The sequence below is a fragment of the Thermoflexus sp. genome (genome assembly GCF_034432235.1).
GTDB lineage: Bacteria > Chloroflexota > Anaerolineae > Thermoflexales > Thermoflexaceae > Thermoflexus.
Genome location: NZ_DAOUCJ010000003.1, coordinates 25419 through 39633 on the forward strand (window position 1 = coordinate 25419; position 14215 = coordinate 39633).

The following is a 14215-nucleotide window of genomic DNA, read 5'->3' on the forward strand; positions in this document are numbered from 1 at the left end:
GGCGGACGATCCCGCCTGCGGCGGACGGGCAGCCCTATGAGCGGGAGACCCTGCCTCCCCGTCGTCGGGCCGCTCATCCCTCTCCGCTGGAGCTCTCCGCGGACGGGGAGATCCTGCGGGCGGAGGGGATCGTCAAGCGCTTCCCCGGCGTGGTCGCCAACGATCATGTGAATTTCTCCCTGCGTCGGGGGGAGATCCATGCCGTCCTGGGGGAGAACGGAGCGGGGAAGACCACGCTGATGAACATCCTGTATGGCCTCTATCATCCCGATGAAGGGGAAATCTACATCCGGGGCCAGCCGGTGGAGATCCGCAGCCCCAGCGATGCGATCCGTATGGGCATCGGGATGGTCCACCAGCACTTCATGCTGGTGCCTGTGTTCACGGTGGCCGAGAACATCATCCTGGGCCAGGAAGTCCGGCGCGGGCCCTTCCTGGATCTCCGGCGGGCCGTGGAGGAAGTCCGCGCCCTTTCCCAGCGCTACGGGCTGGAAGTGGACCCGGAAGCGCGGGTGAAGGATCTGCCGGTTGGGGTTCAACAGCGGGTGGAGATCCTGAAAGCCCTTTACCGGAGGGCGGATATCCTGATCCTGGACGAGCCCACGGCGGTGCTGACCCCTCAGGAGACCGAAGAGCTGTTCCGGGTGATGCGCAACCTGCAGCAGCAGGGGGTCTCGATCATCTTCATCACCCACAAGCTGAAGGAGGTCATGGCGGTCGCCGATCGCATTACGGTGCTTCGAAACGGCCGCGTGGTGGGCACCCTGACCCCTGGGGAGGCGGATGAGGCGCATCTGGCGGCGATGATGGTCGGTCGCGAGGTGATGCTGACGGTGGAGAAGACCCCCGCCCGGCCCGGTCCGGAGGTCCTGCGGGTGGAGGATCTCCGGGTCCGCGACGACCGGGGCGCGATGGTGGTCAATGGGGTCAGCTTCTCCGTGCATGCGGGCGAGATCCTGGGGATCGCCGGGGTGCAGGGCAACGGCCAGACGGAGTTGATCGAGGCCCTGGTCGGGCTGCGGCCAGCCGCCGGCGGCCGGGTGCTCCTGCTGGGGGAGGAGATCACCCTGCAGCCGACCCGTGATCGGACCGAACGAGGGATGGCCCACATCCCGGAAGACCGCCAGAAGCACGGCCTGGTGTTGCCGTATTCCGTGGCGGACAACCTGGTCCTCAACACCTACTATCAGCCCCCCTTCGCCCGGGGGATCCAGCGGCAACCCCAGGCGGTCCGGGAGCACGCGCGGCGTTTGATCGCCCTCTACGACATCCGAACGCCCAGCCCCGATACGCCGGTGCGGAGCCTCTCCGGGGGGAACCAGCAGAAGGTGATCGCCGCCCGGGAGCTCTCCCGCCCCATCCGCCTGCTGGTGGCCAACCAGCCAACCCGGGGTCTGGATGTGGGGGCGACCGAGTATATCCATCGCAAGATCGTGGAGATGCGCGATCAGGGAGCGGCGGTCCTCCTGGTCTCCACCGAGCTGGATGAGATCTTCTCCCTGGCGGATCGGATCGCGGTGATGTATCGGGGCCGTATCGTCGCCATCCTGGATCAGGCGGAGGCCACGCTGCAGCAGGTGGGGCTGCTGATGGCGGGCGTGTTCCCGGCGGAGCGGTGGCCGATCGCCCAACCTTCGGAGCGCGCGTAGGGCAACTGCTCTCATCTCCGATCATCCCTCCTCAGGGGGTAGGAATGAAGCGGATCTGCGTGATCGGCGCAGGGTATGTCGGGCTCACCACGGCGGCGTGCCTGGCTGATCTGGGCAACCGTGTGGCCTGTGTGGATATCAACGAAGAAAAGATCGCCATGCTCCAGGAGGGCCGCCTCCCGATTTTCGAGCCGGGGCTGGAGGAGATCGTCCGCCGCAACATGAAAGCGGGCCGTCTTTCCTTCACCGTCTCCTACGAGGAGGGCATCAACGGCCTGCCGGCGGAGTTCGTCTTCATCGCCGTGGGGACGCCGGAGGGGGTGGACGGCGAAGCGGATCTGCGGTATGTGCGCATGGCCGCCGAGCGCATCGGCGAGGTGATGGATCATCCCCTGATCATCGTCAACAAGAGCACGGTGCCGGTGGGGACGGGGGACTGGGTGGCGGACATCGTGCGCAGCCGCCAGCGCCGGCCCATCCCCTTCTGGGTGGTCTCCAATCCGGAGTTCCTGCGGGAGGGATCCGCCGTTTACGATTTTATGAACCCGGACCGTATCGTGCTGGGCTCGCTGGATCGGGAGGCGGCAGAGAAGGTGGCGCAGCTGTATCTGCCCCTGCGCAGCACGATTATGATCACCGATCTGCGCACCGCGGAGATGATCAAGTATGCTTCCAATGCTTTCCTGGCCACCAAGATCTCCTTCATCAACGAGATCGCCAACATCTGCGAGGCCCTGGGGGCGGATGTGAAGGAGGTGGCGGCCGGCATGGGCTACGACAAGCGCATCGGCCGCGCCTTTCTGGATGCGGGGGTAGGGTGGGGGGGGTCTTGTTTCCCCAAGGATGTCAAGGCCCTCATCCACATGGCGGTTGTCCACGGATGCCATCCGCAGCTGCTGCAAGCGGTGGTGGAGATCAACCGGGACCAGCGGCGGCGGGTGGTGCGGAAGCTGAAGGAGATCCTGGGGGATCTGAACGGCATGGTGATCGGATTGCTCGGGCTGGCCTTCAAGCCGAACACCGATGACATCCGGGAGGCCCCGGCGCTGGAGATCGCGGGATATCTGCTTGAGGAGGGCGCGATCGTCCGCGCTTATGATCCGGTGGCCATGCCCAACGCCGCCCGGGTTCTCCCCCAGGTGATCATGTGCGCCGATCCCTACGAGCTGGCGGCGGGGGCGGACGCCCTGGTGGTGGTGACGGACTGGAACGAGTTCAAGCACCTGGATCTTCCGCGCATCAAGCAGCTCATGCGGCGGCCGGTGCTCATCGACGGCCGCAACATCTACGAGCCGGGCCTCATGCGCGAGCTGGGCTTCATTTACCGGGGGATCGGTCGGGGCACCAACGCGACGGCGGAGGGGGACCCACCGTTCGCCGCCGCGGCAAGGGCCGGCATCTCAGAAGGATAAGGCGGCTGGAGCGGTCTCCAGATCTTCCAGTTCTGCCGTTAGGGGGAACACGGGGTAGCGGCGCAGGTTCAGGAGAAACTCGACCCGGAACCTGCCCGTCAGCCCGATCGGCAGAAAGACGCCCCATCTCGTATAGCTTCACCGCGCGGGTTCCCTCAACCGGGCGGACCGTTGGGCGGGGCCGGCCCGTCGGGATGGGGGAGGATCTCCATCCGGATCACGGGGCGTCCGGCGGGAACATCTCGCTCAGGGTGACCAGCCGGAAGCGGGCCGCCAGGTCTGGCAGCGCCCGGCGGGCTCCTTCTACGTTCCATGAGCTGATGTGCAGCAGGATGATCTCTCCACCCCGCACGTGCTCCCGCAGGAAGGCGGCCACCCGCTCTGGATCCCGCACGCCCTGTCGATCCAGCGTCCGGTAGATATCCAGCGTCCAGAGGGCGACCCGCATGCCGCGCCGCCGCACCGCCTCCAGGATCTCCGGATCCGCTTCCGTGGTGAAGCCCGCCATCCCTGGCGGTCGAAACCAGCGGGTGGGGTAGGGCTGGCCCAGGGCCTCCTCCACAGCCCGCTGCCAGCCGTCGAGCTCGGCGTCGATGATCGCGGGGTCTGGATGGGGCGTTAGCACGCGATGATGGAGGGTGTGATTGCCCAGCTCGTGGCCGCCGGCCACCAGGCGCCGGACCAGCTCCGGGTGGGCGCGGAATATCCGTCCCACACAGAAGAAGGTGGCCCGAGCCCCTGCCGCCTCCAGATCCTGAAGCAGGGGTTCCATCAGATGGGGAAGGAAACAATCATCGAAGGTCAGCGCCACCATAGGAGGGGATCCACGGCAGACCACGCCCGGTGTGGCACAGGGAGGCGGTCCTGCCCGCCGGCGGGGCCTGGAAAGCCCTCTCCGGGCTTCCCGCAGGGATTGGCGCAATACCCGGGGGTCTTCATCGGGAACCGGCCGGCCCGGCGGGGGAGCAGTCTCCGGCCATCGCGCGCCGAGCAGGAGCAGGAGAAGGTTTCCTGGGAAGATCCCAGGGGATCGGATGGTCGCGGGGCCTCTGTGGATGCCCATGGCACCATACCTCCCGGGATGGATACGCCTGTCCTCACTGCAGGATCCCGCTTTGCGCAGGGTTTTCTTCGGGAAGGCTCCAGGCGATCGCTCGCGGCGCGGTGGCCCACGGCCGGGACGAGCGGCTGGGAGGAGCCGATCGGCCTTCAGAAGCCGCGCCCCGGCCGGAACCAGTCAGCCCATCGATTCCCCGGGGGAGCGTTCCCGGTGGGTTTCGATCCAGGCGAGGGCTTCGCGGATGGGGATGAATTTCCCTTCGGGCCACAGCCATTCCACCGGCATGGCGAAGCCGGGGAGGGCCCTGCTCCGCAGGATCCCGCCTTCCACCGGGATGGGGGTCAGGCGGTTTCCCTCCAGCCGGTAGAACTCGGTCCCTGCTGGCCCGTAGGGATCGATCAGCCAGACTTCCGGCACCCCGGCCCGCTCGTATCCCTGCAGTTTGGGTCCCCGGTCGTAGGCGAGGGTGCCGCGGGAGAGGATCTCCACCACCAGGTCGGGCGCGCCCATCACCCCGCGCTCGGTGATCCGATGGGCTCGCTCCCGGGCCACGAACAGGATGTCCGGCTCGTAGACCTGGTCGGGGGCCAGCACCACCGGCGTGCGGGATCCCCGCACCTCCCCCAGATCATGAAGCTCCACATACACCCGCAGCAGAGTATACAGGAATCCGAACAATCGCTCGTGGATGTCCAGGGCGGGCGAGGGCATGATCATCACCCCGTCGATGAGCTCGGCCTTGCGATCCTCCGGCGCCAGCTCCAGGAACTCCTCGGCCGTCATCCGCTCCGCCACCTCCACCCGCGCGCCGAACTTCCAGTGTCCCATCTCTGCCTCCTGTGCCCTTGCCGTCAGACCCGGCGGTTGCGCTCCGGTGAGCCGTTTACTCCTCGGACCCATAGCATGCCAGCCCCAGTCCTCCAGGCCCGGCATGGGTGGCCACAGCGGGCCCGGCCTCGGCGACGATGATCTCCGCTGGTCGCAGTTCCTCCTCCAGGGCGCGGGCGATCGCTTCCGCCACTTCCGGAAGCCGGGTGTGCATCACCCCGATCCGAAGATCCCGCCGCCCGCGGGCATACTCCCGGATCAGCTCCAGGAGGCGGGCCCGGGCCCGCTGAGTGGTTCGCACCCGCTCATGCGCCTCAATCCGACCCTCGTGGAGTTTCAGGATCGGCTTCAACTGGAGGAGGTTCCCCATCAGCGCCTGGATGTTGCTCACCCGTCCTCCCTTGGCTAAATACTCCAGGGTGTCCAGAACGAAATAAAACACCATGCGGGTCCTCATGAACTCCAGGCGCTCCAGGATTTCCCGGGCGGTCGCCCCGGCGCGGGCCATGCGAGCGGCTTCCAGCACCAGCATCCCCTGAGGGACGGAGATCCAGCGGGTGTCCACGACATGGATCTCCGCCTCGGGGAGCATCTCCCGCGCCGCCACCGCCGATGCGTAGGTCCCGCTCAGCGCCGAGGAAAGATGAATCGAGAGGATAGGATGCCCCTCCTCACTCAGCTGCCGGTAGGTCTCATAAAACCGACCCACCGGCGGCTGGGAAGTCGTGGGGAGCGTCGGGGAGGTCTGGAGATATCGATAAAAGGTCTCCAGATCCAGATCCTCTCCCTCATAGTAGGTCCGCCCGCCGATGTTCACCACCAGGGGGACTACCGTGATCGCATACTGGCGGAACAATTCGGGCGGAAGATGTGCGCCGCTATCCGTAACGATCCGCACCATCGCGTTATCATCCCGGTGGGGGTAATCGGCTGGTCATCCCCCATAATACCATCCTGTATCCCACATCACCAGCGGCTTCGCATCGGGGTCTCGCAGGCCGGCCTCGATCACTTCCGCCACGAACACGGTATGATCCCCCCGGCGCACCGCATCCGTCACCCGGGCCTCAAACCATGCCGGCAGGTCCAGGAGGAGCGGCGCGCCGGTCTGGGGGCCCCGCTCGAAGGGATAGCCGTTCAACCGCCCTTCGGACACCTGGGTGGGGCGGAAGAAAGCCGCAGCGATCTCTTTCTGCCCGGCCCCCAGGATGTTCACGGCGAATTGACCGGTCCGCTCGATCAACGCGTGGAGATGGCTGTCCCGTTTCACTCCCACCATCACCAGGGGTGGGTTGAACGAGGCCTGGGAGAGCCAGTTGATGGTCCCGGCGGCGATCTCCTCCCCATCCGCCGCGGTCAGCACGTAAAGGCCATAGGTGATCAGCCTGAGGGTGCGCTTGCGGATCTCGGGATCCATCGTTTGTCCCTCCTCCCGTTGTTCGGATTCGCATGGACGCCCTCGCCTTCGGAGGGGGAATCGCCCCTTCCCGTGGCCCGCCGAACCACGGCGAGGGGGATTGTTTCATAGCTTACCTGGAACACTCCCTTCCCGGCAATGGGTTCCCCTCCTTGCGAAGGGGGGAAGGGGGCGTGAAGCTCTTCGGGTTCAGGTAGGCGCTTGGGTCATCCGCTTCGGACGCTGAGGGCAAGGTCGGGACTGAAGCGTTAGGGCGAAAGGGCCAGGGCGGAAGCCCGATCATCACCGGTAGGAGCCGCTTCCGCAGCGATCTCTGCGACGGCATCAGGGAGATACGGCCTCCAGGTGGGCCCGGGCCGCCTGGAAGTGGGGGTTGATCCGCAGGGCTTGCTCGAAGAGCGCCCGGGCGCGCTCCCGATCCCCCAACGCCAGCAGCGCCTGGCCCTTATAGTCATACCATTCTTCAACATAAGGTGTCACCCGCAGGTTCGCATCCGCCAGGGCGATGACATCGGTGTAACGGCCAGCCGCCAGATAAGCCTCGAAAGGCTCAAACCGATACCACAGGATCCGCCAGGGCAGCCCCAGAGACCGCGCCTGATCGAAGGCCGTTGCGGCATCCTCGACCCGCCCCAGATGCAACAGCGCGGCGCCCGCATTGAACCAGGCGAAGGCCTCCTGAGGATGGGCCGCGAGCTCCTCCTGCGCCCGGGCCAACGCTTCCTCCCACATCCGGCGGTCGTCGTCCCAGGTGGGGCCGATCAGCTCCCGGAGGCGGCCCTCCGCCCCGGGAGGATAGATCACGATATACGTGCGATGGAAGTGCCGCCAGTAACGGTCCACCTCGGCATATGGAACGCCCTGATTGGGACCCATATAGGAGTCCATCAGGATGAACTGCCCCGCCCGCTCGCTGTAACCGATCAGGAGCCTATAATGCCCCATCCATCCCTGCCGGGGATCGGGCTCAAAGCCGGTCTCGATGATCACCGGGAAGCCGGATCGGAGCAGACGCTTGAGCAATTCGATATCCCCATTCACCCGCACCCGTGCCCCCAGCCCCAGGCTTCGGGCGAAGGCCACCATTTCCTCCGGCGAGACGTTTTTGTCCTCCGGGTCCGGCTTCAGGACAGCCGCTGTATCCCGCTGGGACCCGTGCCACCCATAGAAGCTCAGGGCCATCGCCAGGGTGGCCGGCCCGCAATTGTTCCAGGTCTGGAACATATGGCGCACTCCGTAAAGCAACACATCGGCCTGATCCAGCGCCGCCGGGGTATTGCGCGCGGCCTGGGTCGGCCCCGGGAACGCCGGCCGGGTGACGGTAGGCGTTGGCGTCGAGGGAGGCGGGGTGAGGGTGGGCGATGGAGAAGGGACCGGCGTCAGGGAAGGACGGGCGGTCCTTGTCGGGGAAGGGCGCGGAGCAGCCGGCGTGAGAAGAGCCGCTAGCCGTTCCGGGGGCACCGTTGCCATCGGCGTGGGGACCTCTTCCGGATGCGCCGGCCAGAACCAGGGCTGAAGGGGCTCCGGGACCAGTCGAGCGATATAGCGAGGGGGAAGGCGGTGAAGGCCCTCCCAGATCGCCCCCAGGCTCAGGAAAGCCACCAGCAGGCTGAGCCCGATCCATTTCCGATGGAATCCCATCCCGTATCCCCTTCCCGGATCGTGGGTATGTAACTCTTTATTCTATGGAAATGCGCGGGATATCGAAGGCGGCTTCCAGTAGCGCCACCAGGCCTGCGGCGACCAGCGTATGGCCTCCCATTAGGAGGGCCAGAGGCGCCCGAGCCGCGGCTTCGATCCATTCCCGGATCACCGGATCGCGGATCTCGGAAGCCGCAAAGAGATCCGCGGCGTAGCGGTCCGCGGGCGATGGCCAGCGGCCGGCGGCCGCCATCCAGACCCGGAGGTCCAGCAGGGCTCCATCGGCCAGTTCCGTTAGCGTTTCGAAGAAGCGCGGGGGCCCTACTGCCTGAAGATAAGCATACACCAGGGAGCGCACCTCGCCCCGTTGCATCCGGGCGCTGGCCTGCATCCCCCGCTCCTCGCTGAACACGCGGGTCCAGACCTGGGCGTGCCGTTCCAGGGCCGTCCAGGCCCACGAGGGGACGCGCCCCGCCACGATCAGACGGCTCCCCGGGGTTCGCAACAGGGCCTGGATCCGGTGCACCCGGGAGGGATCCCATCCGGTTCGCGCCACGGCCTCTCGGAGAGCGGTAGGCGCCTGGGGATGCTGGGCGGCGATCAGGGCGTCCACCGGTGTATCCAGATCCAGGAGGGAGGCGGTGGAACGCGGCCAGACCCGCGCCGGGAGACCGGCCTCCCGATGCAGCACCCATGCCATCGCATTGTCCGTGGGAAGCCGCCGGGCACAGGCGGGGATGATCTCCGCCGGGGCCACCGCAATCCAGTCGCTGGAATGCAGGTTGTTGGTCAGCAGGCCTTGCCGGATTTCCGCGAACGTGGTGAGCACCGCTTCCCAATCCGCCGAGCTCATCAAGGGCGCGGCGCCCGCCCCTACGTAGAGCAGGCGGGAGATCCGATGGCGCTGGATCAGCTCGGCCAGGCGGGCGCCGAATTCGAACGGCTGACCCCCCGGATCCAGATCCACTTCCAGAGGGAAAGGGGCCCCTTCCAGGGCTTCCAGGCCCTCTCGATCCGGAGCGGCCAGGATGACCCGGGCCACCTGTCCGGTATCCATGATCCGACGGATGGTCTCCTGAGCCGCCACCCGGAGGATCCGCCCCATTTGCTGTTCCAGCGGGTGGTTCCCCATCGGGCCCACCATCACCAGCAGGGCGAGATCTTTCATATGGTCCCCCCGAGCTTTCCCATCATCTTGTGGCATCAGGGGTTGCGCCGCCGTCTTCCCTATGGGATTTGGGAGCGCGCGTTCTTCCCATCACTCTCTGAGTTAGAATCATACCCGGAGATGGGGAGAATCTCATCCCTTCCGGCCGGAGGACTCCACGATGACGACCGCGCGAGGCGCTGCCACCACCTGGCCTCAGTGGATCGCCCTGAGCCTGTATGGGCTGGCTTTAACCATGACCTCCAATGTGGTGGATCCCCCGTGGCTGAGCCAGAAGGCAAGCGAGCTGGCGGGCCCGGGCTGGCAGAACACCCTGCTGGGCAGCGTGGCCTTCATCGGCCTGATCTGGGCCGCCCTGGTTCAGCCGGTCTTTGGAGCCTGGAGCGATCGGATCCACAGTCCCTGGGGACGTCGCAAGCCGTTCCTCTGGCTGGGCAGCCTGCTCCTGGCCGTGGCCCTGGCCCTCCTCATTGCCGCGCCTTCTGTGCCGCTGCTCATCCTGGCTCTGCTCCTGGTGCAAACGTTCTCCAACATGGTGCAGGCCGCCTACCAGGGGTTGATCCCCGATCATGTGCCCGAGGATCAGCGGGGCCGGGCCTCCGGGATCAAGGGATTTATGGAGATCCCGGCGGTGGTGATCGGTCCGCTGATCGCCGGTTATTTCCTGGGCCGGGGGCAAATCTGGGGGCCCTATCCGGTGCTGGTGATGCTCTATCTTCTGGTTGGGCTGATCACGGCGGCAGCGGTGCCCTCCCAGGCTCTGGTCGAGCCGCCGGCTCGTCGCCCCGCCTGGATCTATCAGGTGGAATGGGGCCGCGCCCCCACCTTTGCCTTCTGGCTGGCCCATCGCCTCATGTTCTGGTGGGCGCTGCTGACGCTGCGCACCTTTCTGATCTTCTTCTTCCGGGATACCATGGGCCTGACGATGGAGCAGGCGCAGGCGCTCAATGGCGCCCTTTCGGCGATCCTGGGGGCGGTGATCCTGTTGCTGATGGTGCCTTCCGGCGCCCTGGCCGATCGCTGGGGCGTGCGCCCGCTGCTCCAGGGCGCCGGGATCCTGGCCAGCCTGGGGACCTTCGGCTTCCTCGGTGTATCCCGGCTGTATGGACGGCCGGAGCTCCCGGTGCTGGTGGCCGCTTCGCTGACCATCGGAGTGGGCGTGGCCATGTTCGTGGCGGCCAGCTGGACCTGGATCACTCGCATCGTGCCTTCCGATGAGGCGGCGCGCTATCTGGGGCTGGGGAATATCGCCACGGCGGTGGGCAGCGCCATCGCCCGTCTGAGCGGCCCGGCCATCGACGCGCTGAACCGGACCACGGGCAGCCTGCTGGGTTACGATGTGATCTACGGCCTGGCCGGCCTGCTGTTCCTGGGCAGTCTGCTCCTGGCACGCCCCCCCGCCTGGACGGATAAACGCCTGTGAGCCTCCGATCGAGCGCGGGGAGAGGCAAGGCTTCCCTGGATCCAGCGTCTGGTAGAATGCGGAGGCGCTCGTGCGGTTGCGGGAATGGATGGAGGCGCTTCCCAAACGACTTCAGCCGCTCCTCCCGCCGGACCTCCGGGGGTTCCGATGGTCCGCCCGGCCATGGCTGGTGCAGGTCTACTATCACGACCCGGCGTTTCACTACGAGGTGTGGCACCTGGGGGAACGGCGGGGGCGCATCGAGATCGGCCTGCATTTTGAGAGCCGGGACCCGGAGCGAAATCGGGACGCTCTCAAGCGGATGAGCCGTCACATCTGGGAGATCCGGGATCGCCTGGGGCCTTACGTGGAGGCCGAGCTATGGGATCGCGGATGGGCCAAGGTGTTTGAGACCCATCCGCTTCCGCCGCTGGATGAGGAAAGCCTGGAGCGTTTCGCTCAGCGTCTGACGCTCTGGATCCAGACGCTGGAGCCGATCCTCGCCCGGGAGCAAGCCGGCGCCCACGACCTCCCAACTCCCCCAAGGGGGGCATAAGGCGCGGATCTGCTCGAAGTTTTCCAGGCGGTAGCGTTCGGGGGAGGCCGCGGACTTCCCCCTGAAAGAAGAGGATCCCGTTCTGGAGGACAACCCCATTGCCCATCGGAGCGCCTATGCGTCACCTTCCTTCCTTTCTCAGGGAATTGAACCCCAGCCAGCAGGAAGCGGTCACTGCGCCGGACGGGCCGATCCTGGTGCTGGCCGGGCCGGGCAGCGGGAAAACGCGGGTGCTGACCTACCGGATCGCCTATCTGCTGACCGTTCGCCGTGTCTCTCCCTTCCACATCCTGGCTGTCACCTTCACCAATAAAGCGGCGGAAGAAATGCGGGCCCGCTTGGAGGCTCTGTTCGGCGAGCGGGCCGCCGAGCTCACCCTGGGGACTTTCCACGCCATCTGCGCCCGCTTCCTGCGCCGGGAAGCCTCGCTCCTGGGCCTGAACCCTCAATTTGTGATTTACGACGAGGAAGACCAGCTGGAAGCCGTCCGGCAGGCGCTGCGCGATCTCCACCTGGATGAGAAGCGCTACCGGCCCGGGGCGCTGCGGGCGGCCATCTCCCGGGCCAAGAACGAGTTCATCCGTCCGGATGACTACCCCATTCGCACCTACTTCGATGAGATCGTCGCTCGCGTTTACAGCCGCTATGAGGAACGCCTGCGAGCCGCCGATGCCCTGGACTTCGATGATCTCCTGCTGCGGGCGGTCGATCTGTTTGAAAACCACCCCGAGGCCCTGGCCCGCTATCAGGAACGCTACCGCCATATCCTGGTGGACGAGTTCCAGGATACGAACACCGTGCAGGTTTTCCTGTTGCGGCTGCTGGCCTCCCGGCACCGCAACCTGTTTTGCGTGGGGGATGAGGATCAGAGCATCTACGGCTGGCGCGGGGCGGATTTCCGCAATGTCATCCGCTTCCGGGAACATTTCCCTGAGGCCCGCATCATCATCCTCGAAGAGAATTACCGGTCCACCCGGACCATCCTGGAGGCGGCCCAGTCGGTTATCCGTTTCAACCGGGAGCGGTATAACGAGAAGCGCCTGGTCGCCGCCCGCGGGCCCGGTTCCCCGATTACGGTCTACGAAGCGTTCGACGAAGAGGACGAGGCCGCCTTCGTGGTCCGTCATATCCAGGAGCTGATCGAAACCCGTGGGGTTCGGCCTCAGGAGATCGCTGTGATGTATCGGACCAACGCGCAATCCCGGGCGCTGGAGGAAGCCTTCATCCGGGCCGGTCTGCCCTACCGGCTGGTGGGCGGCGTCCGCTTCTATCAGCGCCGCGAGATCAAGGACCTTCTGGCTTACCTCCGCCTGGTCCTGAACCCCCATGACGATCTCAGCCTGGTCCGCGTCCTGAACGTGCCCCCACGGGGGATCGGCCCGGCGACGCTCTCCAAGTTAACGGCGCTGGCCCAGCAGCAGGGGAGCTCTCTGTTCACGGCCATCGAACAGGCCACGGGCCATCCCTCCCCGATTCGGGGAGGGGAAGGGGGGAGGGGTGGGATCTCCCTTCCCCAGAAAATCCGCCATGCCCTCGTCGATCTCATCGAGCGGATCCGGGCCTGGCAGGCGGCCCGCGAGCGCATGGGCGTGGCGGAGTTGTTGCGGCGCATCATCGATGAGATCGGCTACGCGGAATATCTGGAGAGCCTGGAGGATCAGGAGCGGGAGATCGGAGGACGGCGCTGGGATAACGTGATGGAGCTGCTGCGGGTCGCTGCCCCCTATCGACCGGGCGCTTTCGAGGATCCGCTGGCGGTCTTCCTCAGCGAGGCGGCCCTGATCTCCGATGTGGATACCCTGCGGGATGACGTGGATGCGCCGATCCTGTTAACGCTCCATGCCGCCAAGGGGCTGGAATTCGAGGCGGTGTTCATCACCGGTCTGGAGGAGGGGTTGCTTCCGCACAGCCGTTCTATGGATGAGCCCGCCGCCCTGGAGGAAGAGCGGCGCCTGTTCTACGTGGGGATGACGCGAGCCAAAGATCTCCTGTTCCTGACCTATGCCTTCCGTCGGTATGAGGAGATCCGCACGCCCTCGCGGTTCCTCCGAGAGATCCCGAAGGAGCTGTGGAGTGCGGTGCCTGGGCACCGCACTCCACGGGCCCCTCGATCCCGGCGGGATCGCAAAGCGGCCGCTTTACAGGAAACCCCGGTGGCCCCTCCCTCCAGCCTGCGCTTCCGCCCGGGCATGCGGGTTCGTCATCCTCAGTTTGGGGAAGGGCTGATCCTGGAGAGCCGGCGGGCTGGCCCGGACGAAGAGGTGGTGGTGATGTTCGAGGAAGCTGGGCTTAAGCGGCTCCTGGCCGGGTTTGCAAACCTGCAGATCCTCCCGGATCCGACACGTCCCCCTTCGTAGCGCGTGAGCTGGTTATGATCTATGAGTCCGCTTTCAACCGGCGCCTTCGATAGAAATCGCACCAGCGCCGCACCGGGCAGAGCTCGCAACGCGGTCGCTGGGCTTTGCAGATCTCCCGGCCATGGCGGATCAGGAGCAGGTGGAAGGGGAGGTATCGTTCCGGCGGGACCAGCGCTTCCATCCAGTCATGAGCTTTCTCCGCGGACATCCCCTCGGGGATCAGGCCCAGACGGGTTCCCACGCGGTGAACGTGCGTATCCACCGGGAACGCGGGCTTATCCAGCGAAAACAGGAGCACGATGGCCGCTGTCTTCGGCCCCACCCCGTCCAGCCTCCGCAGCCAGGCTTTGGCTTCCTCCACCGGCCATTCCGCCAGGAAGTCGAGGGACAGCTCCCCGCGCTCCTCCGTGATCCGCTGCAGGATCCGCTGGATACGGGGCGCTTTCTGAGCGGAAAGCCCGGCGGGCCGGATGGCCTCCTGCACGGCCTCCACGGGGGCATCCCGCACCGCCTCCCAGGTGGGAAACCGTTCGCGCAGCCGCTCGAAAGCCCGCCAGCTGTTGATGTCGCTGGTGTTCTGAGAGAGGACGGTCAGGATCAATTCCGAGAGGGGATCCAGCCGCCAGCGGGCCGGGATCCCGTAATAGGCCTCCAGCGCACGGTCGATTTCTTCCGCCTTCCGCTTTAGCGCTGCACGGGGTCGATCCATATCTCCAGTTCTGCTG

Annotated in this window: 12 protein-coding genes; 5 read left to right on the forward strand and 7 right to left on the reverse strand. The window is 66.2% G+C overall.

The window, feature by feature from the left end:
- Positions 1 to 86 precede the first annotated feature (86 nt).
- The gene (locus tag VAE54_RS14455) at positions 87 to 1649 is read left to right on the forward strand and encodes an ABC transporter ATP-binding protein (RefSeq protein WP_416223744.1); all 1563 of its coding nucleotides are present in this window, start codon (positions 87 to 89) and stop codon (positions 1647 to 1649) included.
- Between the two features lie 44 nt (positions 1650 to 1693).
- Positions 1694 to 3061 carry a UDP-glucose/GDP-mannose dehydrogenase family protein gene (locus VAE54_RS00525; protein ID WP_322799968.1) on the forward strand — a complete coding sequence of 456 codons (1368 nt, stop codon included), beginning with the start codon at positions 1694 to 1696 and terminating at the stop codon, positions 3059 to 3061.
- A 217-nt stretch (positions 3062 to 3278) separates the two neighbouring features.
- On the opposite strand, the gene VAE54_RS00530 is transcribed toward VAE54_RS00525, so the two are convergent.
- The 6 genes from VAE54_RS00530 to VAE54_RS00555 form a co-directional block, all read right to left on the reverse strand.
- Positions 3279 to 4124: a polysaccharide deacetylase family protein gene (locus VAE54_RS00530; RefSeq protein ID WP_322799969.1), complete on the reverse strand. Its 846-nt coding sequence runs from the start codon at positions 4122 to 4124 to the stop codon at positions 3279 to 3281.
- Positions 4125 to 4298: 174 nt separating this feature from the next.
- Positions 4299 to 4949 (reverse strand): Uma2 family endonuclease, encoded by a 651-nt coding sequence (locus VAE54_RS00535; protein WP_322799970.1) that lies wholly within the window; start codon positions 4947 to 4949, stop codon positions 4299 to 4301.
- Between the two features lie 55 nt (positions 4950 to 5004).
- Positions 5005 to 5850, reverse strand: a complete 846-nt coding sequence (locus tag VAE54_RS00540; protein ID WP_322799971.1) for a DegV family protein — start codon at positions 5848 to 5850, stop codon at positions 5005 to 5007.
- A 33-nt stretch (positions 5851 to 5883) separates the two neighbouring features.
- Positions 5884 to 6366 carry a flavin reductase family protein gene (locus tag VAE54_RS00545; protein WP_322799972.1) on the reverse strand — a complete coding sequence of 161 codons (483 nt, stop codon included), beginning with the start codon at positions 6364 to 6366 and terminating at the stop codon, positions 5884 to 5886.
- Positions 6367 to 6690: 324 nt separating this feature from the next.
- Positions 6691 to 8007 (reverse strand): C39 family peptidase, encoded by a 1317-nt coding sequence (locus VAE54_RS00550; RefSeq protein WP_322799973.1) that lies wholly within the window; start codon positions 8005 to 8007, stop codon positions 6691 to 6693.
- A gap of 37 nt (positions 8008 to 8044) precedes the next feature.
- Entirely contained in the window at positions 8045 to 9175 is a 1131-nt protein-coding gene (locus tag VAE54_RS00555) for a hypothetical protein (protein ID WP_322799974.1), read from the reverse strand.
- Positions 9176 to 9335: 160 nt separating this feature from the next.
- Between VAE54_RS00555 and VAE54_RS00560 the strand changes: the two genes are divergently transcribed.
- The 3 genes from VAE54_RS00560 to VAE54_RS00570 all read left to right on the forward strand — a co-directional run bounded on the left by VAE54_RS00560 (position 9336) and on the right by VAE54_RS00570 (position 13490).
- Positions 9336 to 10598 carry an MFS transporter gene (locus tag VAE54_RS00560; protein ID WP_322799975.1) on the forward strand — a complete coding sequence of 421 codons (1263 nt, stop codon included), beginning with the start codon at positions 9336 to 9338 and terminating at the stop codon, positions 10596 to 10598.
- Positions 10599 to 10668: 70 nt separating this feature from the next.
- Positions 10669 to 11133, forward strand: coding sequence for a hypothetical protein (locus tag VAE54_RS00565; protein WP_322799976.1), 465 nt, complete (start codon positions 10669 to 10671; stop codon positions 11131 to 11133).
- A gap of 116 nt (positions 11134 to 11249) precedes the next feature.
- Entirely contained in the window at positions 11250 to 13490 is a 2241-nt protein-coding gene (locus VAE54_RS00570) for an ATP-dependent helicase (protein WP_322799977.1), read from the forward strand.
- Positions 13491 to 13509: 19 nt separating this feature from the next.
- Here VAE54_RS00570 and VAE54_RS00575 read toward each other — a convergent pair whose 3' ends face one another.
- Positions 13510 to 14199, reverse strand: a complete 690-nt coding sequence (locus VAE54_RS00575) for an endonuclease III (protein ID WP_322799978.1) — start codon at positions 14197 to 14199, stop codon at positions 13510 to 13512.
- Positions 14200 to 14215: the final 16 nt, after the last annotated feature.